Consider the following 24,232-nt stretch of genomic DNA (forward strand, 5'->3'; position numbering starts at 1 on the left):
AGATAACGATATGATTTTAAATGTTAAAGCTTATTTTATTGGGGTGGATTGTAGGTATTGCATTTATGGGAATAGATCTTCCTCTCATAACGCAATATGGTTTGATTGGTAAAGTTTTGCTCTTTATCTGCTTAATGTTTTATATTTTTAAGCGGCATCTTGTTGTAAATCGTCCCATATTAAAAGGAGTTTATTATTTAATCTGTGGTCTAAGCCTTTTTATTATAGGTCATCAGTATGCTCAGCATGCCTTAAATGAAAGACTAGAACTACGGGAGATGCAACCTGAGTCTTTAGATATTGTTGTGTATATAGACCGAATAAGTGAAGAAAAAGATAATAAGACACAGCAACTCGCTCAAGTTCTAGGGCGGTCATCCCATGTGGTGAATTGGTTGTTATATTTAAAAAATGAAAATGAGAGTGCATTAATAGAGGGGCCAAAATTACAATTAGGTCATTACTATCGAATTTCGGGTAAAACCAGACCAGCTCATAGTTATGCAGTATCAGGTGCTTTTGATCAAGAACAATGGTTCATTCAACGAAACATAATGTCAGGTTTCAGTGTTCAGCATATTGAGCCTTTAAACTCGAATGAAATTTATCGGTTGGGTTATCAAAATCACTTAAAACAGCAACAAAATTTTTTGACTAGACAACAATTAAATATAGAAAAACTCCGTCTAGAATTTAGATTAATGCTAAAAAAATCTCCATTTCAGAATAAAGGATTGCTATTAGCGCTTTTAACAGGGGATGAAAGTCTTTTAAATGAAGACATTAAAAATCAATTTAAGCAGTTAGGAATCTCTCATTTGTTGGCCATTTCAGGGCCTCATGTACTCATTTTTGCAATCTTGTTATCTTGGGGATTACATCAATTAGTACAACGTTATTATCCTCAGCTTTATTTGTGGCAACCCAAACAAATATGGGCAATGATTCCGTTATGTTTTGGCGTTTTGATTTATACAGCTTTTGTTGGCTTTGAAATTCCAGCCTTAAGAACTTTACTCTCAGTATTTTTATTTGCCTTTTTATTGTTGGTCAAACTGCCAGTTAAGCCATTTTCGCTTTTGGTTTATAGCGCAAGTCTACTTTTACTTTTTGATCCATTTAGTGTTTTATCAGCAGGTTTTTGGCTCTCTTATGGTTCTTGCTTTATTTTATTACGCATTTATCAAACCATAGTACATGCTCCAAATCTTGCCTCTTTGAGTTTGCTATCTAGAATAATTCTTTTAACTAAAACCCTAATTGAATCTCAGGGCAAAATATTTATTGCTCTATGTCCTCTAATGTTGATTTTCTTTCAGCAGATTTCATGGGTAGCACCTCTCACAAATATTATTGCTGTTCCTCTGTTAGGAGGAGTTATTGTTCCTTTAAATATTTTCGCTGCTTGTGTGTGGCTTATTTTTAATTCACTTGGAAATGCGCTCTTTCAGCTTAATGATATTTTGCTCAGTATGGTGCTGACATGTTTTAGTCTTTTAGAGAAATTATCTCTGCCGTTGCAAGGTTTTAGTCTGACACCACTGGCTTTGATAGGCTTAAGCTGTGCCATTATTATTTTATTTTTACCGCGTGGTATTTTACCAAAATCTTGGAGTCTTATATGTTGTTTACCCTTAGTCATTCTGAATAAAACCTCACAGCAAATTCAATTAAATATTATAGATGTAGGCCAAGGACAAGCGATTTTTCTACAACATCCAGAGCAGACATGGTTAATTGATACGGGGGGTTCTTATGATGAGAAGGCTTTCAGTATTGGTCAAAATGTAGTAATTCCATATTTACGTCAGAAAGGTATTAAGCAACTAGATCACGTCGTGTTATCTCATCTTGACCAAGATCATAGTGGGGCATTTCCTTTTATCGCTCAGGCTTTTCCTATCAAACAAGTCATATCAAATGAGCTATGGGTAGAGCAGGTGAAAGAACCATTTACCTATTGTCATCAAGGGCAAAAATGGCAATATCCTCAGTTAGATATTGAGATACTTTGGCCTAAAGAAAATGATTTAAATTTAGTTCCTACTAACCAAAATGAATATTCTTGTGTCGTTTATATTCATTTAAAACAAGTACGGGGTTATCAGAATTATTTAATTATGGGGGATGCGGGATGGGAAGCAGAATATCAATTGATAAAAGAATATCCTGATTTAAAAGTAGATGTTTTGGTATTAGGTCATCATGGTAGTAAGCATAGTTCAGCCTATGACTTCTTAGCGACGTTAAATCCCAAGCTTGTTATTGCTTCTGCTGGCTTCAATAACCGATATGGTCATCCAAGCAAAGAGGTTTTAGCGAGAATACAAGAACTTAATATTCCATTTAAAAGCACAGTTGAGCAAGGAACATTAAGTTTTGTATCTGAGAATCATCAAATGATTTTATACACTCGACGTTTCGAGCGTACTTGGCTTCACAGAAATTTGTGAAGCTTCTGCTTTAAGCTTATCCACAATTTGAAGAGCTTCAGCTGGATCAATATTATAAATATTATCTAAAGCAGGGTTTGCTTTAAAACGTTTATAACTCCAGTGGTAATGTTCTGGATAACGATAGATGAGTTGTTCAATAGCCTGATGAATGACATAAGTTCCATCATCTGCACTACCTTCGTAGATTTTCTCATCCATAGGTTCAACGTGCATCGTGAAACCGTCATTTTCGTTACGAATCGCGTAAAGGAATAAAGCTTTTGCTTTAGTTTTTTGAATAAGCTTGGTACTTAAATTACTTGAGGCAAGGGGAACACCAAAATAATTGATCATACTGCCGCCGACGTTAGGTGTATGGTCAGGCAAAATTACGGTAGTTTCACCTTGTTTTAAGGCTTTAAAAATTTGTCTTACACCAGTTTCGTCAGTAGGAACCAAGTGAGCTTGTTCACGACTACGTGCTTCTCGAACAAAACGGTCAGCATCTTCATTTTTTACTGGCTTGTATAAAATTGTCATTGAAGTGAATTGTGAACACCAAGCATTCAGGACTTCCCATGTACCAAAATGTGGAACAATCAAAACTACACCTTTTTTTGCTGCAAGTGCTTCGTGAAAGTAATGTTCACCTTCAATATGATGAATTCTTTCGATATTCTTACTATTTGATGAACCCCAAATACTTAAAAATTCAAAGTATGAGGTGACTTCATTACGAATAGCTTGCTGCGTAATTTCTATTCGCTGCTGTGGCGTTAAATGTGGAAGGGCGATTTGTAGATTTAGTTCTATACTTTTTGATGTTTTAGTAATTTTTAAAGTATTGATTAACCCTGCCAACATACGAGCAAGAAAACGTCCAAATTGAATTGGCTGGCGGCTAAAAGTTTTGAGTAGGTAGTAGTTCATGCTTTTTGTATCTAATTTGGTCATCTATCGCGGTAAAAAGGAAGCAATAATTAAAAAAAGATAAAATTATTATAAATGAAATCATATTATTTAGACAGTTTTTATCAAATCAACGTATATAATGACATCATTTTAGATTAATTTGGATTGGAATTTTATGTCCGATTGGCCACCAAAACCACAAAATGAACCTATAATCCCTAAACAAAATGGACCAGAATGGCAAATTCTTGAGAAGGCTGTACTTGCTTCAGTAGAGGAACAGCGCCGTAGTCGCCGTTGGGGAATCTTCTTTAAAACATTAACTTTTATTTATTTATTATTCATTATTGTACTCATGGGTAAAGGCTGTTCAACCAGCAAAGAAGGCTCTGCTGTAAGTAGCAGTAGTGCTCATTTGGCAGTAGTGGATATTATTGGAACTATTGATGCTTCGAGTAATCAATCAGTAAATAGTGAAGATACAAATAAAGCGCTTAAACGTGCTTTTGAAGCTTCAAATAGTAAAGCTATTGCACTTAATATTAACTCGCCTGGCGGTTCTCCAGTTCAGTCTGATGAAATCTGGCAGGAAATTCGTTATTTGAAAAAACAGCATCCAGATAAAAAGGTTTACGCTGTGATTGGTGATATGGGCGCATCAGGTGCGTATTATATTGCGTCTGCTGCGGATGAGATTATTGTCAATCCATCAAGTCTGGTCGGCTCAATTGGTGTGATCATGCCTAACTATGGGATTACTGGTTTAGCTCAGAAACTTGGCATTGAAGATCGGACTTTAACTGCAGGAACGAATAAAGACATTTTAAGTATGACAAAACCGATTGATCCTGTGCAAAAGCAACATATTCAATCTGTTCTTGATAATGTTCACACTCACTTTATCACTGCAGTTAAAGAAGGGCGTGGAAAGCGTTTGAAATCGAACGATCCAGCTATTTTTTCTGGTTTATTCTGGACTGGCGAACAAGCAATCCAGTTGGGCGTTGCTGACCGTTCAGGTAACATTACGAGCTTGATGCGTGAACTAAACCTTGATAATAAAGTTGACTACACAATTGAGCGCAACCCATTACAATCCATTTTAGGTCGTATGGGGGCACAAATCGGGCAAGGGGTAAGTGAATCTATTGCTCAAGAAGTGCAGACTCGTCAAAGCGCAAAATTACAATAAAATCTGTTTTTAGGATAGCGGTATGTCAATGAAACCAGTTATACACTTTGCTCATGCGAATGGCGTGCCATCAAAAGTGTATCAAAAACTGTTTGACCAGTTGAAAGGGGAATATGACATTATTTATGTTCCCCTGATTGGTCCTGATAAACGTTATCCTGTGACTAACCATTGGCCTGCTTTGGTTGATCAGGTAATTGACAGTATTGTGCGACAGGCGAAAGGACGTAAAGTGATTGGACTTGGCCATTCTCTTGGTTCGGTTTTAACGTTGATGGCATCTTTTCAGCGTCCTGAACTTTTTTCTCAAGTCATTATGTTAGATCCGCCTCTTATTTTAGGACGATATTCATTTGCATTTCACATGGCAAAATTATTTCGTCCTAAATTGGTTGATGCGATGACTCCAGCAGGTTTATCTGCACGTCGTCGTGAACATTGGGACTCGAGAGAGCAGGCTGCTGAGTTACTACGTCCTAAAGGATTTTATAAAGATTTTGATGAAGATTGTTTTCAGGCTTATATAAATTATGCTTTGAGAGAAGATTCGGTTCGCGGTGGAGTTACTTTAACGATTTCTCGTGAGGATGAAGTTGCAATTTTCCGTAAGAATCCTTCTTGGTGGTGGCTGCCTATGCCAAAACCTAAGATGCCTGTGCATTTAGTTGTAGGTAAAGGAAGTGATTTCTTAAAAAGGGGCTTTCCTCAAATGGCAAAGCGAAAAATGGGAATCCCATTTACTGTAGTTGAGGGTGGGCATATGTTTCCTCTAGAACATCCAATTGATACAGTGAATTCTATAAAGAAATTGATTCATCATCAGCCAAATTAATTTTTAGACTTATAAAAAAAGGACATGCTGGCATGTCCTTTTTTATTTTTGCTTTTAATTAAAAAGTTTTACCAATTTGCAAAACGAATAGGGTGTTCAAGAACTTGATCGCGGAAATAAGCTTGGCCATTTTTCCATGTAAGTTGACCGTTACATAACCACTCTGCTACTTGTGGGTAGATAAAGTGCTCAAGTGCATGCACTCGATTTGCTAATGAAGCGGCAGTATCATGTTCTTTAACTGAAATAGCGGATTGGGCAATTGATTGACCAGAATCTAGTTCAGCCGTTACAAAGTGTACGGTACAACCATGTAAACGATCACCTGTGTTTAAAACACGTTGATGAGTGTTCACACCTTTATAAGCTGGAAGAAGTGAGGGATGTATGTTCAGCATTTTCCCTTGCCATTTGTTGACAAAGGTGGGAGTTAAAATGCGCATGAAACCGGCTAAAATAACCACATCCACTTGCCAAGCCAAGAGCTGTTGATGCATTGCTTCATCAAACACTTCACGAGTTGGAAAGTCTTTATGAGAAATAACGGCCGTAGCAATATTGGCTTTTTGAGCACGCTCTAGGGCATAAGCATCTGCTTTATTAGACAGTACACCTACAATTTGCCCTGATAGATTTGCATCTATCAAGGCTTGTAAATTACTGCCGTTCCCAGAGACTAGAACAGCAATTTTTATCATGCAAAGATCACACGAATTTTTTCGTCTGCACCTTCCACTGATTCAGCATTTTCTTGGATGTGTCCAATTTTCCAAGCTTTTTCGCCTTGAGCATTAAGCACTTCAATTGCTTTTTCTGCATCATTGGCATCAACAGCAATGACCATACCTACGCCACAGTTAAACGTACGGTACATTTCAAAGCGCTCTACATTGCCTTCGCGTTGTAGAAGTTGGAATAACTCAGACCATTCCCAAGATGCTTCATCAATGACCGCTTGAGCACCATTTGGTAATACACGTGGTAAGTTACCAGGTAAACCGCCGCCAGTGATGTGTGCCATAGCATGTACATCAACTTGTTTGCAAAGTTCAAGAACTGGTTTTACATAGATACGTGTTGGTTCCATTGCAACATCTGCAAGAGGACGACCATCAATTACTTGAGTTAAATCAACGTTTTTAACGTCTAAGATTTTACGTAGTAATGAGTAACCATTCGAGTGAGCACCACTTGATGCAACACCGATAAGTACGTCACCAGACTTTACTTTAGAGCCATCAATAATTTTGCTTTGCTCAACAACACCAACAGCAAAACCAGCAAGATCGTAATCTTCGCCTTCATACATGCCTGGCATTTCTGCGGTTTCACCACCTACAAGTGCGCAACCTGCAAGCTCACAACCTTTACCAATACCAGTAACAACATTTGCAGCAACGTCAACATTTAAGTGACCAGTCGCGTAATAATCAAGGAAGAATAATGGTTCTGCACCACAAACTAAAAGGTCATTTACACACATAGCCACAAGATCTTGGCCGATTGTGTCATGACGATTAAGATTAAGTGCCAAACGTAATTTAGTTCCTACACCATCGGTTCCAGAAACTAAAACAGGCTCTTCATAACCTTTAGGAATTTTGCATAGTGCACCAAAGCCACCAAGACCGCCCATTACTTCAGGACGACTTGTACGTTTAGCGACTGACTTGATACGATCGACCAGTGCGTCGCCCGCTTCAATGTCGACACCCGCATCTTTATAGCTTAAACCGGTATTTGGGGTAGAAGTTGAGTTGCTCATAAATGAAGTCTCCGCATTGGCGGCAGATTATAACCTGAATATACGAAACTCTTATGTTATTTATGCTCGAAAATGCTATCTTTAATAAAAATATTTTTTCATTTATAACGATTAAATCAAAAAAGGCTAGATTTTATGCAAGATCGTATACTGCGCCGTATTCTTTTACTCGCAGGTATTGTATTGCTGGTATGGGTATTGTACTTACTCAAGCCTGTAGTCATTCCTTTTATCGGTGCTTTTTTCCTGGCTTATTTATTCAGTCCACTTGTTGATGTTCTGGTAAAAATCAAATTGCCTCGCTGGTTAGCAATTAGCGTGGTGTTTATAGGAATCGGTGTAACACTAACCATTGCATTATGGTATTTGGTTCCTCTGATCTGGAAACAATTGGTTTACGCTCGAGATAGCATTCCAGCAGGCATTCACTGGATTAATGCAGAACTATTACCATGGGTTTCTTCGACATTTAATGTTCAGCAAATGGAAATTGATACTGATCAAATGTCCAAAGCTGTCATGGATTATGTTCAGACAAATTACAGTGCCGATAGTATTCAAGCTGTCTTATTAAAGCTTGCACAATCAGGTCTCAATTTTATTCAAATTGGTGGAACAGTTGTTCTAATTCCAATTATTGCTTTTTATTTTTTATTAGACTGGGACCGTATGCTACAAAACTTACGCCGTCTCATTCCACGCCCATATGAAGCAACTACTTTACAGATTGTTGGTGAATGCCATAGCGTTTTAGGAGCGTTTGTTAAAGGTCAGTTTCTCGTCATGCTCTTACTAGGCGTAGTATATGCAGTTGGTTTGCAGCTCATTGGTTTGGAAGTTGGTCTTATTATTGGTATGGTAGCTGGTCTTGCCAGTATTATTCCTTATTTAGGATTTGCCGTAGGTATTATTGCAGCTGTTATTGCCAGCTTGTTCCAATTCGGTTTGGATTGGATGCATTTATTACTGGTTGGGGTAGTATTTATGATTGGCCAAGCGGTAGAGGGTTATATTCTTCAGCCATTCCTACTGGGTGATAAAATTGGTTTATCTCCTGTGGCAGTTGTTTTTGCCGTATTGGCAGGTGCACAGCTTGCAGGTTTCTTAGGAATGTTAATTGCATTGCCTGTTGCTGCTGTTATTGTAGTGTTGTTGAAGCATTTAAGAGAGAATTATGAAAGAAGCTCACTTTATGCTCCACCTTCTACATTAGTGATCCAACATGGCGATATTGAGCAAATTCATGTAGAAACTGAAAGCACTAAGCTTGATCTTGAAGTTAAAACACAGCAAGATACAGATGAACTGAAATCCCCCTAACCAGAAATAATTTCAAGGTTAATTCAATATATGCGTCAACTCCAACTGGATATAGAACCTCAACTTGATGCCCGAATCAGTGATTTTTCGGGACCGAGTTGGGGGAATGTAGTCGATGCTGTGCGTCAACTACATGCTGGTCTGGTGAGTAGGTTTTATATCTACGGTGGAGCAGGAACAGGAAAGAGTCACTTACTTTCCGCAATTTGTGACTCTTATTTAGAAATAGGCAAATCTGCAATTAAAGTTTCTTTGCTTGAACTTCTCGATGCTCCTATCGAAGCAATTACTTCTTTAGAGCATTATGATCTTGTCGCTTTGGATGATATTGAGTCAATTAGTGGTGTGCCTCATTGGCAAAAAGCTGTCTTCCATTTAATGAATAATCACGAAGGACAGCTAGTATTCTCTTCACGTGTAGCGCCTATCGAATTAAAGTTAGAATTGCCAGACTTACAGTCACGACTTACGCAAGCTGTTAGTGTTAAAGTGCCGAGTGGAAGCTTATATGCGGACCGTTACTCTTTAGTTACGTCTGTAATGTCTAGACGTGGTATCCATTTTGATCAGCAAATTGTTGACTACTTATTATTACATGGCCCTCACCAAGCTTCTCTTTTACTACAGACAGTTGCTCAGTTAGAAAAACTTCTCAAAGGCGAAAAAACAAAACTTTCGAATGCAACTTTAAGGCAAATTTATGCTTTGATTGATGAATATCAACCATAGATATTCTTTAATCTTGTCTTATTGCCTCACCTGCGCACATAAAAAACTACTAAAAATAGTGTCTCGGACACAAGATTTCTAATTTCAGAGCACTTGCCTATATATCTTTTTAAAGCTCCTTCTAATTTTTAAACATTCACATTTTTGTATTTAAAAAAGTTTTTTAAATGTATGAAGCTTTTTGTAAGCTGGTTCAAAAATGACTCTACAGACCGACCAAAATGTCTTGAGAAATTCTACTTGCTGTGACAAAGTACGCACAAAGGATGCGATTGCAAAAGCGGAAATTTTGCAATATTGACAAAGAAAAATGAAAAAAGATGTAAGGAGATGGGTATGCTCAAACGGAGCATTGCTTTTGCTTTATTGGCTGCTGCTGGACACGCTTATTCTGCCGATATTCAAGTCACAAGCTTAATTGATGAAGATAAAGACGATACATTATGTACGTTGCGTGAGGCCGTACAATTTCTTAATTATCGAGCATCTTCCAATGCTGCTGATGTTGAAAAATATGCAACTGGTTATCACGGATGCGGAGGTAAAGACGCCTCTTCAAATATTATTTTGAAGCGTGATAAAGAATATGCATTGAATACAAGTATAACAATTACCGGGGCTCTAAATATTCTTACAGAGAGTGACTCTAGTTTTATTGATAATGATGCTCCAGGAACCCATAACGCAAGCATTAAAATGGCAGGTACAGATCGCCTGTTTAAAATTGATGATGGTAATGTTGAAAAAACCTCTTTTTCTGTTTCTTTGAGTGACCTTAATTTACAAGGGGCTGGCTCTAAAACCTCCGCATTAGATGGAGGATTAATTTATAACCATGAACAATTAACTATTAAAAATTCACGTTTGCTTAATGGTTATGCTACTCGTGGTGGTGCAATTTACAATGCTGGTAATTTATCTAATACGACAAGAACAGCTGGTACAGTTACTCTTACCAATAATTTAATACAGAATAATAAAGCGGCTCAGGGAGCAGTTTTATATAGCGAAATGCCTCTTTATTACATTACTCAATCTGTTTTACGTGATAATGAAGTTACAGCCGCAGATAACGCTTTATTGTATGTTCAAACCAAGTTTGCAGATGAAAGTACTGGGGGATATTTAACTTCACGTGCTATTGGATTAAGTAATAGTACAATTTTTCATAATAAAGGTGGTTTTATTGCAAATATCCGAGATGGGATGTTTGTTAATAACATTACGATGATTAAAAATGACAAAGGACTATTTCTTGATGCTCCTCAAGGAAATGCTTCTGTTTCAAACAGTATATTAGTAGGGAATACTCTAAATTGTCAGGTAGGTACAACCGATAAAGCAGTTATACAAAGTAATTTGGTTACCGCAGAATGTAACCGAAATGCGACCTCAAAGCTTCCTAATATTCTTTATCCCGCTAATGAAAAATTAATTGCGGGGGATACAGATGAAGGTGTGTGCGATGTAACGGCTCAAAATGGATTGTTATGCCCTTATAACACACCAAAAAATAGCTTTTTGGGTTTCTTTAGACCACGATTACTTGAGAATTATAAAAATTTAGCTGAATCATTGATCATTAATAAAGGACGTCTTTATAGTGATGGCTCTTCAATTGGTTTAGCGAGTTGTGAACGATACGATCAACGTGGTAAGAGTCGCAGTGGATATGATGAGCTCTGTGATTTAGGTGCAATCGAATATATCGTAGATAGTGAAGTCTCTTCAGTTGGTCAAGATATTAAATATGGCCAAGTTGCAAAAATTGGTATTTTAGGTTCTTTAAGTGAAGCTGATTTGGTTACGCCTGCTACGTGTAAGCGATTGTTTGGTGAGCGTGCTGATGGCAAAGACTGGCAACCAGGATGTCTTAAAGTTAGACAAAGTACAGATACACCAGTTTCAAAAGGCACTATAACCTTAGATCAAAATGGTAATATAATTTATACGCCAAATGGAAATTGGCATGGTGCAGATATTTTTAGTATTCAAGTAGTTACTAGCGTATCTCGTTTTAATGAGGGTGAAGATTTTCAATATATTACTATCCCAACAAGAATTGTTCAGGAACCTTTATCTGGAATTGAAGATAAATCGGTGAGTACTGGCGGTGGGGGAAGTGTAGGCGGTGGTTTAATTTTAGGGTTATTTGGATTAATTGCATTACGCCGTTTCAAGTCATAAACAGGGATGTGGGCTATGAAAAATTATCAAAAAGCACTGGGTGTAATTACTGTTATCGCAGCAATGCCTTTAATGGCTCAAACAACAATAAAAGTTACAACATTTGCTGACGAAGATAATGAGAACATGAATGCATGTTCTCTACGTGAAGCGATTACAGCAGCTGAAATGCGTAAATCTTATGGAGGGTGTGAGGTTTCTGCAATTGATGCAAACTACACAATTCAACTCGAAGGTGGTACTTACACCTTAAATAAAGAATTAACCCCTAAAATCGGTTTGAATATTATTGGGAAAGAAGCGACGGATTGGGAGCGAAAAGGAGTTCTAACTAATGACTATCCAGCCCAAAAAGCGCTTGAAACTCGTATAAATGCTGGGGGAAAATCACGTATTTTTAATACGGCTGTTTACCAGCAACCTTTAACATTAACTAATATTATTTTAGAAAATGGGAAAAGTACTGAGTCTGGTGGTGCAATTTATGCTGGCGCTGATGTAACTTTAAAAAATAGTCAGATATTAAACTCACAAGCATCTAAAGGTGGAGCAATTTACCTTGGAGGTAATACTGCGAGTTTAACGATGAGTCATTCTTTAATTCAAAACAATGGCCTGACTTCAACTGAAGGTAGTATTCTCGCAATGAGTTGTATGTTTAATACTTCATATAGCGCCCGTACTATCTCATTGGATTCAAATAGTTTTGTTAATAATGGATCGACTAATTCAATAAGTGCTTTTAATTTTTGTGGTAGCCCTACAGCCTCCTTTACAAATAACACAATTGCACAAAATATTGCGAGTCTGACTAACGGTAGTATTCTTAAATTTACAGGAGATGCTGATCCAGCAAAAAATCAAACCAGTAATTTAAGTTCGGATAGTAGTTTAATACTGCAAAATAATACGATTGTTGAGAACTCTGCAAACACAACTTTTTTATATGATAAATTAGGTGATAAAAATTTAAATTTTAATGTATTAGCTTTTAATAAAGGGGGTTACGCTTGCCGATATTTACTTGGGGCAGCAGCTGAGGAAAAAGATACTGGACTAGATTTGAAGTTTAATGCGTTAAATTTAACAGGCAATGCACCAAAATGTGATGTACCCAAAGAAGTAGTTCCTGAGGGTAATACTAATATTGATGTAAAAAATAATACTTTAAATACTTTATTGGAGCCTTTAAAAGGGCCTAATGAAAATAATGGTTTTTTACCAATTTACTATCCTAAAAATAATTTTTCAGAGCCAGATTTAATTGATGTAGATTCAGAAAATAAAGGTACTGGTACTTGCCAGACTCAAGATCAGCGTGGGTTAGCTAGGTTGGTAAGTAATACATACTATTATCAAACTTCAAATAAAAATAGTTGTGATATTGGTTCGGTTGAGTTGATGAAACTTACGGCAGGTGATCTAGAAGGTTTAGGTAATATTTCATTTACGACCTTAATAGATACATATCAAAAAAGCTATGATTTGTATGATAGCCTGCTCAAAGATCCAACTACGCCATCAAACTTTATCATTTACTATAAAGTTCGTTTAGCTGAATTTAAGGATTTACTCGATAAGTTTAAAAATGATACGGCTCATGTAAATACAAAATATCGAGCAATTTACATTGATTTAAAAAATTATGGTTTTCCTCTACCAAATGAAGACAGTAACCATGTATTAAAGTTTTTTAATACGGCTGATTATAATGTTAAAGCAGAACCCTTGGGTGTGGCGCAAAAAGTAGAAGATTTAACTACTGATACTAAAACTAAGGAAAACCAGAGATGTGTGTGGAATCCAGCAGTACAGCAAATTCTTTTTTATCGTGTAGATGATGATGTTACTTCAAGTACAACTAATGAATTTTGTAAATATACAATTACCACTAAAGCGGGTGTCGAACTTAGTAGTGGATTGATTAAAGCAAAATTTGCAAATATCGCTCCTGTTTCTGGAGACGGCACAATAACTTTTAAGTATTTAGCAAATGAAATGATTCCTTTGAATTTGCTCAAATATGCGAATGATGATGGAGATGGGCCGGCTAGTACACTTAGTACAAATTCTAATAAGTCTCAATTTGTGGACTTACCAATTTATTTACCAAGCAAAGCTTCAAAAGATGGAATTTTTACGGTGGTTAAGGCAGATCGAGAAGGGCCGTGTCCTGGTAAAGACAGTAAAAATACATGTTATGGCGGTAATATTTATATTCAAGCAAAAAATGTCTTTAACACTTTTAATGATACACTTTCTTATAATGTCTATGATGCTAATGGGTTAATTTCAGCGAAACCTGGGACAATTAATCTAATAAGTACTGCAACTACCACAGATGATTCTCGAAGTGGTGGGGGCGGTGGTGGTAGCTTAGGAATTTTGTCTTTAGCATCTTTACTTGGTTTAGCGGTCTATAGACGCTACCGTAAATAAACGATATAAAATAAAAAAGCCTCCTATTGGAGGCTTTTTTATAGAAAATTATTTAAGATATTAAAGTCACTGTGTACGAATTTTACAGAATTATATTTAATGTTCTAAATACTTGTTCATATACTCTTCACGAATAGCTGTTCTTTCTTCGCCATTCGCTTTAAGCATACGTTGGCGTAAGTCATTACGCTCTTGTGTACTCATTTTTTGCCATGCTTCACGCATTTTTTCTTTTTCAGCATCGGGAAGTTGAGTAAACCAGTCCATACGTTGCTGTAGGTTCGTACTTTGATTCGCTGGTAACTCTTTTAAGCTCTGGTAGCGTTTAATAACTGCACGTTGTTCCTCTTCAGAAAGAGCATTCCATGTGTCATCAACTTGTGTATTGGCATCCTTAGAAAAAATCCAAAATCGTTCAAAACCTGCAAAACTCGTTTGCAGGAAACTTAATGAACAAAGGATAAGTGCTAATTTTTTAGCTGCCATGTTGTACTTTATCCTCACCCAAGACCATTAGCATTTCTAAATCTTCCACCATTTGTGGAGATAATTTAGGATTTACAATCACTTGATTTTGCGGCTTATCAACAATATCTGCTGAATTAGGTAAAATTACAAAACCTGTGATCGCAGCTGCAAGTGCAAAACCAGACATTTTCCAGACACTATAAAAAGAGGCTGGTTTTTGTTGAATATGGTCAAGCACATGATTCATGACCACTGTTTTATTTTTATGGTGATGTGCCAAACTATCAAGTTTAGACGTCACCTTTTTAGTGAAATCATCATGATTCATCAGAACCTCCCAAGGGATTTAAATGGGCTAAGTACTCTCTAAGTCCCTGAATTGCTCGGTGATAATGGGTTTTTACACTACCTTCAGTACAGTTCATGATCTGAGCTGTTGTGTGTGTGTCAAAACCTTCCCACGCACGTAACATAAATGCCTGTTGTTGACGAACAGGTAGCTTTGAAATTGCTTCTCGAATTTCTTCGATAGTCACTGCTTGATCAAGAAAATCCGCAGGATTAATGGCTTTTTCATCAACTACATCAATAACTTCATCGTCGTCACTATCCAGACTAACTTTTTTGAAGAATGAAAATGGGTTTGCTCTACGAGATTCTTTGCGGCGCCAGTCCTGAAGTTTGTTGTTTAAAATAGTATAAAACAGGGGATACCATTCTTCAGTACTTTTATCGGCATAAGATTTGTGTAAAGCAATAAATGCTTCTTGAACCAAATCCATCGCAATACCTTGTTGACCTTGGGTAGCACTCTCCATCATCACCAAAGCGCGACCAGTAACATCTTGCATGAAAACTTTCAGGCGTTGTTCAGCCGTGCTTGCATGAGCACTAGATGTTTCCGATCGAGACTTTTTCGGTGCTAAATCCATGGAGATGGAAAATCCTGTCATTGGACATACCCACCTTATCTTCAATATATCTCTTATATAACGTTGAAAAGAGGTGGGAGGTTGACAACAATCGGTTATTTTTTACTAGTGTAATTGATTTTTTTCACAAATATGTGAGATGTAAAATAAATTAACGTTTTATTGGCGTTGACGAACCATCTCAAAAAAACAAATTGATCCTGCAATTGCTACATTTAATGACTCTTGTCCACCAGGCTGAGGAATAGTTACAGATTGTGCATGATCTAAGGCGTAATCACTTGCACCTTGGCCTTCATTTCCTAAAATCCAGACACATGGTTTTGAAAGATCTTTTGAATAAAGACTGGTTGAGCGATGAGAGCTTGTAACAAAAACTGGAATTTGAAATTTTGGAAGAATATCTGTGAGTTGAAAGTTTTCAAAACAATGTAAGCTAAAATGAGCTCCCATGCCTGCTCTTAAAACTCGTGGTGACCAAAGTGATGCAGATCCTTGAGTGCAAATAATTTGTTTAATATTTGCCGCTGCTGCTGAACGTAACAATGTGCCTACGTTACCTGGATCTTGTATATTTTCCAGAATTAAAGTATCTACTTTATAGTCAATTGTTGATGCAGTTTTAGGTAAATCAATAATAGCTAAGCAAGGTAAGCTTGTACCTAGTGTGCTCAAATCTCTATATAAAACTTCACTAATAACAAAGATATGACCTTGATGTAGTTCAATTATTTTTTTTAAATCAGTATGTTCTAATGCTTGTTCTGTCGTAAATAAAGAAAAAATCTTCTTTTGCTGTTGTAACCACGTCAAGCAGAGATGGGTACCTTCAAGAACTGTTTGTTGGTGCTTTTTTCGGGCGCTATTAAGTTCAATTAACCCACGCAAATGTTTAATTTTTGCATTGTCTTTAGATTCTAAAAAAATAACCGCCATGAGAAAATATCCAACAAAAGGGCATCATGATACTATGATGCCCTAAATAATTAAAATTATTAATGATAGCTTGTTACACGTTCAACTTCATTCTTAGAACCAATAATTACAGGAACACGTTGGTGAAGTTCTGTCGGTTCAATATCTAAAATGCGAACACGGCCTGTAGTTGATGTGCCACCAGCTTGTTCAATCAGCATACTCATTGGGTTTGCTTCATACATTAAACGTAAGCGACCTGCTTTTTTCGGATCTTTTAAGTCGTACGGATAAAGGAAAATACCGCCGCGGCATAAAATACGGTGAATATCACCCACCATACATGCTACCCAGCGCATATTGAAATCTTTTTCACGTACAGATGTTTTACCTGCAAGTAATTCATCAATATATTGTTTTACAGGTTCTTCCCAATGACGTTGGTTAGATGCGTTAATTGCAAACTCTTGAGTATCTGCTGAAACTTGAACATTGTCAGTAGTAAGCAAGAATGTTTGAGTTTCTGGGTCTAAAGTAAAGAATACTACGCCATTTCCTACAGTTAAGGCCATCATGGTTGATGGACCATAAAGTACGTAACCAGCAGCAACTTGCTGTGTACCTGCTTGCATGAAATCTTCTGCTTGGGTTACCGCATTTTTCGCAGGCAGAATAGAGAAAATTGTGCCTACACACATATTGATGTCGATGTTACTTGAGCCGTCTAATGGATCAAATAAAACCAGATATTTACCATTTTCTTGTGCAGGTGTGAACTCATCAAGCTCTTCAGAAGCGAGGCCACCCACTTGTGGATGAACTTTTAAAGCATCAATTAAATAGTCATTAGAAATCACATCAAGTTTTTTTTGTGTTTCACCTTGAACATTTTCATTACCAGCACTACCCAAAATACCAGCGAGTGCACCTTTTTGTAAGGCTTGATCGATCGTTTTACAGGTGGTGGCGATAGTGTCGATGACTTGAGCCAACTCAGGTGTTAGATTCCCTTTTTGTTGTTGTAAAAATTGGGACAATGTGAGGTTGGACATAAAAAAAGCTCCTGTGCTTCAAGCATCAAAATGAGTCAGATAAATACGTGGCATATTCTAGATGAGAATGTCACAAAATAAAAATTATCTTACTTTATTTGTGTTGGATTTATGCTTACAAGCCCCAATTAAAATGGTATGTTGATTGCATTACAAAGGACTGTATATTTTTAGGAGAATCGAAATGACAACAAAGAAGTTTGATGCGACCCCAACAGCAGGTGAACCAATCAATCTAGATGAAATTTCGAAAGAAAATGTTCAGGAAGCTTGGAAAGACTACGAGGCTAAGCCTGAATATAAAGATTTTAATAAGCATGATTTGATTGAATCTATGCAACATTCTGAAGAAGAAAAGAAATCTTCTTAAGTTCTGTTGTTATAAAAAAACGCTCATAAAATATGAGCGTTTTTTTATGCAGATGCCTTATTTTAATAAAGGAGGCACTGCTTCGTAATTAATTTCAACGCGGCGATTTTCTTTCCACGCAGATTCGTCATGTCCTGCATTAACAGGAGCTTCTTTACCATAACTTACAGCTTCAAGTTGCTGTGGATTTACACCATTGGTAATTAAGTAGCTTTGTACCGCTTTAGCACGACGCTCGCCTAAAGCCATATTGTACTCACGTGTACCACGTTCATCTGTATGGCCAGTTAATGCAACTTTTGAATTTGCATTTGCCATAAGGAATTGAGCGTGAGCTTGAAGCGTTTGATAGTCTTCAGTAGATAAATCACTACTGTCATAATCAAAATGAACAACGCGTTTAGCCAAAGCTGCTTTATTTGCTTCAGTTACACCTTTCGATGAAGCACCAGCCAAATTTTGAGCATTTAATGCCGCATCTTCACTTAAACCAGAAGTGTTAACTGTACTTGGATTTGTGCCAGTTGCAGTAGTTGTTGCTGGTTTGCGGCTAGCACAACCCGTCATTACAAGCGCTACGCTAAGAAAGGGTAAAGCTAAATATTTGATTGATTTCATGATCTTCTCCATCAATGGAATTAAAAGTTATTTTGGTGCCCAAGCTGGTTCACGTACTTCACCTTGTTCACTTGGTAAATTCATACGGAAACGTCCATCAGTCGACATGATAGATAACAAGCCACGGTTACCTTCACGAGTCGCGTAGACCACCATTTGCCCATTCGGTGAGAAACTTGGTGATTCGTCTAAACTGGTTGGAGTAAGAATATTGGTGATGCCAGTATTAATGTCCTGAATTGCAACTTTATAACTGCTGCCACTTGGGCGATGAACAAGAGCAATCTTTTTGCCATCTGCACTCAAAGTTCCGCGTGCATTAAATGAACCTTTAAATGTTAGACGTTTTACTGAACCATCAGCAAAGGTATAACGATAGATTTGGGCTGAACCACCACGGTCAGAAGTGAAAATAAACGATTTTCCATCTGGTGTATAACGTGCTTCTGTATCAATTGCCGAGTCGTTTGTCATACGTTTAACTTGGCGAGTTGATAAATCCATTTGATAGATTTCTGGATTGCCATTCATAGATGCTGTAAATAGCATTGATTGACCATCAGGTGAAAAACTCGGTGCGCCATTTAGACCTTTAAAGCTAGTGAGTACTTCACGTGTTCCAGTAGATAAATCTTGTAGATAAATTGCTGGACGTTTGGTTTCAAAAGAAACATAAGCAATTTTCTTGGCATCTGGTGTCCATGCCGGAGAAAGAATTGGGTCACGAGATGACAAAACAGTTTTTGGCTGTTCACCATCGGTATCTGCAATTTGTAGAGTATAACGCTCTGCAGGGGTGGCAGGGTTTCTGAGTACATATGCAATACGGCCGCTAAAATCACCTGGAATACCAGTAAGTGCCTGATAAATAGCATCACTCACCATATGGCCAGCTTGACGTATGCGTGAAGCGGGTACATTTAAAAGTTCATTTAAAATGTATTGTTGCTTTTGTACATCATAAAGTTGGTAATGAACTTCAAAACCTGTAGCTGTTTGTTTAATTTGTCCAGTAACTACATATGGAATTCCGGCAGCTTGCCAGTCAGAAGCTTGGATCTGATTAATTGCAGCATTGGCAGGCAAATTTTTAGATGAGCTTGTAAAGCGTCCAGAACGGTTTAAGTCAGTTTCAACAATAGGAGAAAGCCCATTGTCATTGTTAAACGGGACAATAGCAATTTTTGGTGCCTGATCTGGTGCTTTGGCAATTTCCAGATATAACTGGGCAAAAGCAGTTGTAGAAGCAATAGGGCTTAAGGCGGTGATCAATGCTAAAGATAGCAGGTGTTTGCGGCTCGTATTCATAAGTTTAAAGTCATAGCAGGTATTTTTGTGACTGTTGATTTTGTAGCATAGTTACATGCCTTAAACTATTTAAAGCATGTAACTCTTTCAAAATTATTGCGCTCTAAATGTAGAGTTAACACTTCTTGCTTCCCGTCTTGCATCAGGGTCTGATGGCATAGGATATGGCGCAGATGCTTGAATTGCGGCCTTAATACTTGCATCTAAAGCATCATCGCCACTTGAACGTGTGATCACAATAGAATTAACGCTACCTGAGTCTGAAAGGGTAAAACGGACACCAACTGTTTTACCGCTACTACCAGTCGGAACATCCCAAGAGCGTCGAATTTTTTGCTCAAAATCACGTCTAGCTGAAGAAGCAATTTTTTTAGCTTCGGCTTTCTTCTGAGCTGCTTCTTCTTGTGCTTTTTGAGCAGATGCAGCTTTTGCTTCGGCCTCTGCTTCAGCTTTACGTTTAGCATCATCAGCAGCTTTTTGCTGTTTAGCTTTAGCGTCTGCTTCAGCTTTTTGTTTAGCGTCGTCAGCTTTTTGCTGCTTAGCTTTAGCGTCTGCTTCAGCTTTACGTTTAGCATCATCAGCAGCTTTTTGCTGCTTAGCTTTAGTGTCTGCTTCAGCTTTACGTTTAGCGTCGTCATTAACTTTTTGCTGTTTAGCTTTAGCGTCTGCTTCAGCTTTACGTTTAGCATCGTCATTGGCTTTTTGCTGCTTAGCTTTAGCATCTGCTTCAGCTTTACGTTTAGCGTCGTCATTAGCTTTTTGCTGTTTAGCTTTAGCGTCTGCTTCAGCTTTACGTTTAGCATCATCATTAGCTTTTTGCTGCTTAGCTTTAGCGTCTGCTTCAGCTTTACGTTTAGCGTCATCATTAGCTTTTTGTTGCTTAGCTTTAGCATCTGCTTCAGCTTTTTGTTTAGCTTCTTGCTGTGCTCGAAGTTTAGCGTTTTCGGCTTTTTGAGCCTCACGTTTTAGCTTTGCATCGGTCTCTGCTTTTTGTTTAGCTTCTTCAGCAACTTTTTGTCTTGCCTTGGCATCTGCTTCAGCTTTTGCACTTTGTTCAGCCTTACGTTTTTGTTCGGCTTCGGATTTTATTTTAGCCTCAGCTTGGCGTTTAGCTTCAGCTTGCTGCTTTTGTATTTCCTCTATACGTTGCTGTTCTGCTGCTTGTTTAGCTTTTGCAGCTTCTTCAGCTTTACGCTTTTGTTCAGCTAATTTTGCTTGCTGTGCCTGTTCGACCTTTTGCTTTTGAGCAGCAAGTTGTTGAGCGGTCGGAGGAGGGGGCGTAGCCGGAAGATTTTCAGGAAGCGTTTCATCCACAATAGGGGTTAACACCTCTTTTGCTTCATTTGTAGCTGTAGTCTCTTGTTCAACTTCTTTGGCTAACGGAGGAGGTAAATCTTCTGGCTTAACTAAAATAGTTGTTAGCTTTTTTGGCTGTTCAGGTGGTTTACTCAAGCCTAAAAAAAGCAAGCCAACAATGGCAATTGCATGAACTCCTAGTGTGAAGCTCAATGCAATCGCATTTTGTTTAAAGTGTGGCTTTTGATTTTTATTCATAGCTTATTTTAAAGGCTCTGTCAGAAGGCCAACTTGAGTTAAACCTGCTTCTTGTAAACTTGCCATCAATGATACGACTTCTCCATAAGGACGAGACTTATCACCATTGACTAAAACTGTGAGTTGTTTATTTTCTTGTTCAGCTTGCTTTTGAGCACCGCTTAAAACTTCTTCAAGTTTTTCACGAGACAATGGTTCACTATCTTTGTAATCTTCATACTGAAGATAAATATTGCCATCTTTACCAATGGTGACCATGGCTGGCATATCTTTTGATTCGATTGGATGGTTATTTGCTTGAGGTAAATCGACTTTAATACCACTAGTAATCATGGGAGCAGTCACCATGAAAATAACCAAAAGTACGAGCATAACGTCAATATAGGGTACGACGTTCATATCACTTTTTAGTGGTTTTTTTATGCGCTCAAAGCGCCCTGAACGCTGAATTGCCATTATGCATCTTCCTGTGATGAACCCACAGACTGACGTTGCAATAAGGCAATCATCTCTTCAGCAAATAAAGCACGATCAGAGTAAACACTTTCACTTTTAGAAGTGAAGTGGTTAAAAGCCAATACAGCAGGAATTGCAGCAAATAAACCAATTGCGGTTGCAATAAGTGCTTCGGCAATACCAGGTGCAACAGTTGCCAAAGTGACTTGATCAACAGCAGCTAAACCGATAAATGCATTCATAATCCCCCAAACGGTACCGAATAGACCGATGTAAGGAGCTACAGAGCCAATACTTGCTAAAGTACCTAAGCCGTATTCTAGATGGCTCTGATCACGACTCAAACCTACACGTAAAATACGTTCAGTGCCTTCAATCGTTTGTGAAATAGGGGCCTGACGTTTTTTAAGTTTAAAAAACTCACTCAATCCTTGATAAAAAATATCTTCAAGACCTGAGCGTTTTGAGTTGAGCTGAGCATTGTTGTAAAGCGTATTGAGTTCAGCACCCGACCAGAACATTTTCTGGAAATGTTCATCTTCTTGATGTGCTTTTTTATAACTCATATGTAACTTGGCAATCAGATACCAACTAAAGATTGATGCTAACAATAAAATTAGCATGACCAACTGAACGACTGGACTTGCCTGTAAAATAAGGTCAGAAATATGCAGGGTTGATTCAATGTTTGTTGCCATAGTTACATATGCCGGTTGTTTTTTTAGTCTTGTTCCAATTCTTTACGAATAAGATCACGTATTTCTTCTGGAAGACGACGAGCTACAAGTTCTTTGCTTAAACATGCCAACTCAACCTCGCCAGAAGCAAGCAAGATTTCACCACGATAAATATTTTGTTGCAACACAAATGACGCAGCTTTACATGAAACTACACGTGCTGTAACAGTAATTAAATCATCCATTAAAATAGGACGCATGTATTTTACGTCAATTTTGTGTACGACAAAGTTGTAGTCTTTTTGATGCCAGTAATGATCAACGCCAGAAGCACGGAGCCATTCAGTACGGGTACGTTCCATATAGCGAATGTGGTTGGCATGGTAAACAATACCGCCTGCGTCCGTATCTTCAATATAAACACGAATGTTGAATTCAAAATGATTCGCCATGAGAGGATTCCGTTTTAGTTCACTATAGAGCTTTATATTTAAAATATGGCTTTGAATAAAACATTAGTTCCATTCAAAAGCCATACATCTGCTTTTAAATACGGGGCAGTTTAGCAGATTGCATACTAAGTCCTATGGCACAACCTTTCAATTGCGATTGCTGAATTTCTAATCTAAAAACGCTACATCTTATGGCTAGCAAGCTTTTTAAGTTAAGAGGGCTTCCATGAAGTTTGGACTTGTTTTGATATATTCGGATAATCTAATACGAACCTTACATGTAGCTCGGTTCCAGTTTTTAGAGCTTTGTCATCTACAATAAAATAGGGATTATGATTCGGTGCAGCCTGGGTTAAGTCTTGATTTTCTGGTGTCGCCCCTAAGAAAACAAAAAATGAGGGCATTAACTTGCCATAATAGGCAAAATCTTCACTAGCGCTTGCATTGTGATCAAGCACATGCAGTTTTGAATCTCCTACAACTTTGGCTAATGTTGGCTGAATAAGTTGAGTAAGGGTTTTATCATTCATGGTTACTGGTGCATAAGGTGCAATTTCAACTTTAGCAGTTACATCATTGGCTTGAGCATTATGCTCTATCATGACTGGTAAACTTTTTAAGATGTTATTTCTTATTTCTTCGTTATTAGAGCGAATAGTACCGATCATATTGACCTGTTCGGGAATCACATTTCCTGCTGTACCACCTTGAATATTGCCAATACTAACCACGCCCATACCTTGAGTTAGATCTGTTCTTCGGCTAATAAGACTTTGCAAATTATTAATCATTTGTGCCGATGCATAAATTGGATCTCTGCCTAACCATGGCGTCGAACCATGAACCTGCTTGCCGTTGACCTGAATACGTAAGTGGTCTGCACTATTTAAAATGGCACCATCTTTATAATAAAGATGACCACTTTTCATACCTGCAATGACATGCATTCCAAAAATAGCTTCTGGTTTATAGTCTTTAAAAGCACCATCAGCGATCATTTTTCGTGAACCGATTTGATCACCCTGAGTGAAGTTATCTATATCTGCACCACCTTCTTCAGCAGGTTGGAAAACAAAAATAACTGTGCCTGATATTTTATCTTTATTCGCAGCTAAAATTTTTGCTGCGCCTAATAACATTGCAGTGTGTGCATCATGTCCACATGCATGCATCACATAAGTTTCCTTGCCTTGATAAATTGCTTTTTGTTTACTGGCAAAGGGAACACCGCTCTTTTCCTCCATAGGTAAAGCATCCATATCTGCTCTAAGCGCAATAATAGGGCCAGGTTTATTACCTTTTAAGATGCCAATTACACCTGTTTTCGCATAACCTGTTTTGACTTGAATGCCATAAGACTTTAATTCTTTTTGAACAAGGGTAGAGGTTTTAAATTCCATATTGCCGAGTTCAGGGTGTTGGTGAATGTTTTGTCTTAGCTGAATGACTTGATTTTCATTTTGTTGAGCGGCATCGTTAACCCAATCTGCTAGGCTCAGTTGACTCATTAAGATGAGTGGCAAAAGTAAAGCGGCTTTCTTATACATGTCCTTATCCTAAAAATATTATTGTTCATAAGATTTAATATCTAGATTTCTTATAATTCAGTTTTTGAAAAT

General features: G+C 37.6%; 23 protein-coding genes and 1 pseudogene. 8 read left to right on the forward strand and 16 right to left on the reverse strand.

Annotated features, from left to right (window positions below):
- Positions 1–20: 20 nt before the first annotated feature.
- Positions 21–2,453, forward strand: coding sequence for a DNA internalization-related competence protein ComEC/Rec2 (locus QLG01_RS16390; protein WP_282496956.1), 2,433 nt, complete (start codon positions 21–23; stop codon positions 2,451–2,453).
- Here the strand turns inward: QLG01_RS16390 and QLG01_RS16395 are convergent.
- Positions 2,406–3,389 (reverse strand): lysophospholipid acyltransferase family protein, encoded by a 984-nt coding sequence (locus QLG01_RS16395; RefSeq protein ID WP_192455042.1) that lies wholly within the window; start codon positions 3,387–3,389, stop codon positions 2,406–2,408. The genes QLG01_RS16390 and QLG01_RS16395 overlap by 48 nt on opposite strands.
- A gap of 133 nt (positions 3,390–3,522) precedes the next feature.
- Between QLG01_RS16395 and sppA the strand changes: the two genes are divergently transcribed.
- Entirely contained in the window at positions 3,523–4,539 is a 1,017-nt protein-coding gene (gene sppA, locus QLG01_RS16400) for a signal peptide peptidase SppA (RefSeq protein WP_004790623.1), read from the forward strand.
- 22 nt (positions 4,540–4,561) lie between these two features.
- Positions 4,562–5,371, forward strand: coding sequence for an alpha/beta hydrolase (locus QLG01_RS16405; RefSeq protein WP_192455041.1), 810 nt, complete (start codon positions 4,562–4,564; stop codon positions 5,369–5,371).
- Between the two features lie 68 nt (positions 5,372–5,439).
- On the opposite strand, the gene purN is transcribed toward QLG01_RS16405, so the two are convergent.
- Together purN and purM are read right to left on the reverse strand one after the other, a co-directional pair.
- Complete coding sequence (purN, locus tag QLG01_RS16410) at positions 5,440–6,069, reverse strand: phosphoribosylglycinamide formyltransferase (protein WP_004790628.1); 630 nt, start codon at positions 6,067–6,069, stop codon at positions 5,440–5,442.
- Entirely contained in the window at positions 6,066–7,136 is a 1,071-nt protein-coding gene (gene purM, locus QLG01_RS16415) for a phosphoribosylformylglycinamidine cyclo-ligase (protein WP_005307576.1), read from the reverse strand. The genes purN and purM overlap by 4 nt, the downstream gene beginning before the upstream one ends.
- A gap of 135 nt (positions 7,137–7,271) precedes the next feature.
- Here purM and cxpE point away from each other — a divergent pair, with 135 nt between their 5' ends.
- The 4 genes from cxpE (at position 7,272) to QLG01_RS16435 (ending at position 13,811) form a co-directional block, all read left to right on the forward strand.
- On the forward strand, positions 7,272–8,456 hold the full coding sequence (cxpE, locus tag QLG01_RS16420; protein ID WP_282496957.1) for a chloramphenicol efflux transporter CxpE: 1,185 nt from the start codon (positions 7,272–7,274) through the stop codon (positions 8,454–8,456).
- 30 nt (positions 8,457–8,486) lie between these two features.
- Positions 8,487–9,185 (forward strand): DnaA regulatory inactivator Hda, encoded by a 699-nt coding sequence (gene hda, locus QLG01_RS16425; protein WP_004790634.1) that lies wholly within the window; start codon positions 8,487–8,489, stop codon positions 9,183–9,185.
- Positions 9,186–9,521: 336 nt separating this feature from the next.
- Entirely contained in the window at positions 9,522–11,372 is a 1,851-nt protein-coding gene (rbtA, locus tag QLG01_RS16430; RefSeq protein ID WP_282496958.1) for a rhombotarget A, read from the forward strand.
- Positions 11,373–11,387: 15 nt separating this feature from the next.
- Entirely contained in the window at positions 11,388–13,811 is a 2,424-nt protein-coding gene (locus QLG01_RS16435) for a CSLREA domain-containing protein (RefSeq protein WP_282496959.1), read from the forward strand.
- A gap of 96 nt (positions 13,812–13,907) precedes the next feature.
- On the opposite strand, the gene QLG01_RS16440 is transcribed toward QLG01_RS16435, so the two are convergent.
- The 5 genes from QLG01_RS16440 to QLG01_RS16460 all read right to left on the reverse strand — a co-directional run bounded on the left by QLG01_RS16440 (position 13,908) and on the right by QLG01_RS16460 (position 17,178).
- Positions 13,908–14,297 carry a DUF3106 domain-containing protein gene (locus tag QLG01_RS16440; protein WP_004790640.1) on the reverse strand — a complete coding sequence of 130 codons (390 nt, stop codon included), beginning with the start codon at positions 14,295–14,297 and terminating at the stop codon, positions 13,908–13,910.
- Entirely contained in the window at positions 14,287–14,607 is a 321-nt protein-coding gene (locus QLG01_RS16445; RefSeq protein ID WP_004643705.1) for a hypothetical protein, read from the reverse strand. The genes QLG01_RS16440 and QLG01_RS16445 overlap by 11 nt, the downstream gene beginning before the upstream one ends.
- Positions 14,597–15,211, reverse strand: coding sequence for an RNA polymerase sigma factor (locus QLG01_RS16450; RefSeq protein ID WP_005307565.1), 615 nt, complete (start codon positions 15,209–15,211; stop codon positions 14,597–14,599). Before QLG01_RS16450 ends, QLG01_RS16445 begins: the two co-directional genes overlap by 11 nt.
- A 159-nt stretch (positions 15,212–15,370) precedes the next feature.
- Entirely contained in the window at positions 15,371–16,147 is a 777-nt protein-coding gene (locus tag QLG01_RS16455; RefSeq protein ID WP_151821468.1) for an RNA methyltransferase, read from the reverse strand.
- A 59-nt stretch (positions 16,148–16,206) separates the two neighbouring features.
- On the reverse strand, positions 16,207–17,178 hold the full coding sequence (locus tag QLG01_RS16460; protein ID WP_013197070.1) for a class 1 fructose-bisphosphatase: 972 nt from the start codon (positions 17,176–17,178) through the stop codon (positions 16,207–16,209).
- A gap of 184 nt (positions 17,179–17,362) precedes the next feature.
- Here QLG01_RS16460 and QLG01_RS16465 point away from each other — a divergent pair, with 184 nt between their 5' ends.
- Complete coding sequence (locus QLG01_RS16465; RefSeq protein WP_004790651.1) at positions 17,363–17,548, forward strand: NF038105 family protein; 186 nt, start codon at positions 17,363–17,365, stop codon at positions 17,546–17,548.
- Between the two features lie 57 nt (positions 17,549–17,605).
- Here the strand turns inward: QLG01_RS16465 and pal are convergent, their stop codons facing one another.
- From pal to QLG01_RS16505, 8 genes and pseudogenes are all read right to left on the reverse strand, one after another.
- Positions 17,606–18,166, reverse strand: a complete 561-nt coding sequence (gene pal, locus QLG01_RS16470) for a peptidoglycan-associated lipoprotein Pal (RefSeq protein WP_013197071.1) — start codon at positions 18,164–18,166, stop codon at positions 17,606–17,608.
- A 27-nt stretch (positions 18,167–18,193) separates the two neighbouring features.
- Positions 18,194–19,474 (reverse strand): Tol-Pal system beta propeller repeat protein TolB, encoded by a 1,281-nt coding sequence (tolB, locus tag QLG01_RS16475; RefSeq protein WP_016137340.1) that lies wholly within the window; start codon positions 19,472–19,474, stop codon positions 18,194–18,196.
- 93 nt (positions 19,475–19,567) lie between these two features.
- Positions 19,568–19,840: a cell envelope integrity protein TolA gene (locus QLG01_RS16480; protein ID WP_228253331.1), complete on the reverse strand. Its 273-nt coding sequence runs from the start codon at positions 19,838–19,840 to the stop codon at positions 19,568–19,570.
- A pseudogene (tolA, locus tag QLG01_RS16485) lies at positions 19,814–21,028 on the reverse strand (cell envelope integrity protein TolA); the annotation flags it as partial. The pseudogene tolA and the gene QLG01_RS16480, both read right to left, overlap by 27 nt.
- Before the next feature lie 3 nt (positions 21,029–21,031).
- Entirely contained in the window at positions 21,032–21,484 is a 453-nt protein-coding gene (gene tolR, locus QLG01_RS16490) for a protein TolR (protein WP_004790658.1), read from the reverse strand.
- The gene (tolQ, locus tag QLG01_RS16495) at positions 21,484–22,182 is read right to left on the reverse strand and encodes a protein TolQ (RefSeq protein WP_151821470.1); all 699 of its coding nucleotides are present in this window, start codon (positions 22,180–22,182) and stop codon (positions 21,484–21,486) included. The genes tolR and tolQ overlap by 1 nt, the downstream gene beginning before the upstream one ends.
- 23 nt (positions 22,183–22,205) lie before the next feature.
- The gene (gene ybgC, locus QLG01_RS16500; protein ID WP_004699892.1) at positions 22,206–22,613 is read right to left on the reverse strand and encodes a tol-pal system-associated acyl-CoA thioesterase; all 408 of its coding nucleotides are present in this window, start codon (positions 22,611–22,613) and stop codon (positions 22,206–22,208) included.
- Positions 22,614–22,825: 212 nt separating this feature from the next.
- Positions 22,826–24,160 carry a M20 family metallopeptidase gene (locus QLG01_RS16505; protein ID WP_282496960.1) on the reverse strand — a complete coding sequence of 445 codons (1,335 nt, stop codon included), beginning with the start codon at positions 24,158–24,160 and terminating at the stop codon, positions 22,826–22,828.
- Positions 24,161–24,232 lie beyond the last annotated feature (72 nt).

It is taken from the genome of Acinetobacter sp. V89_4 (assembly GCF_029967875.1).
GTDB lineage: Bacteria > Pseudomonadota > Gammaproteobacteria > Pseudomonadales > Moraxellaceae > Acinetobacter > Acinetobacter oleivorans.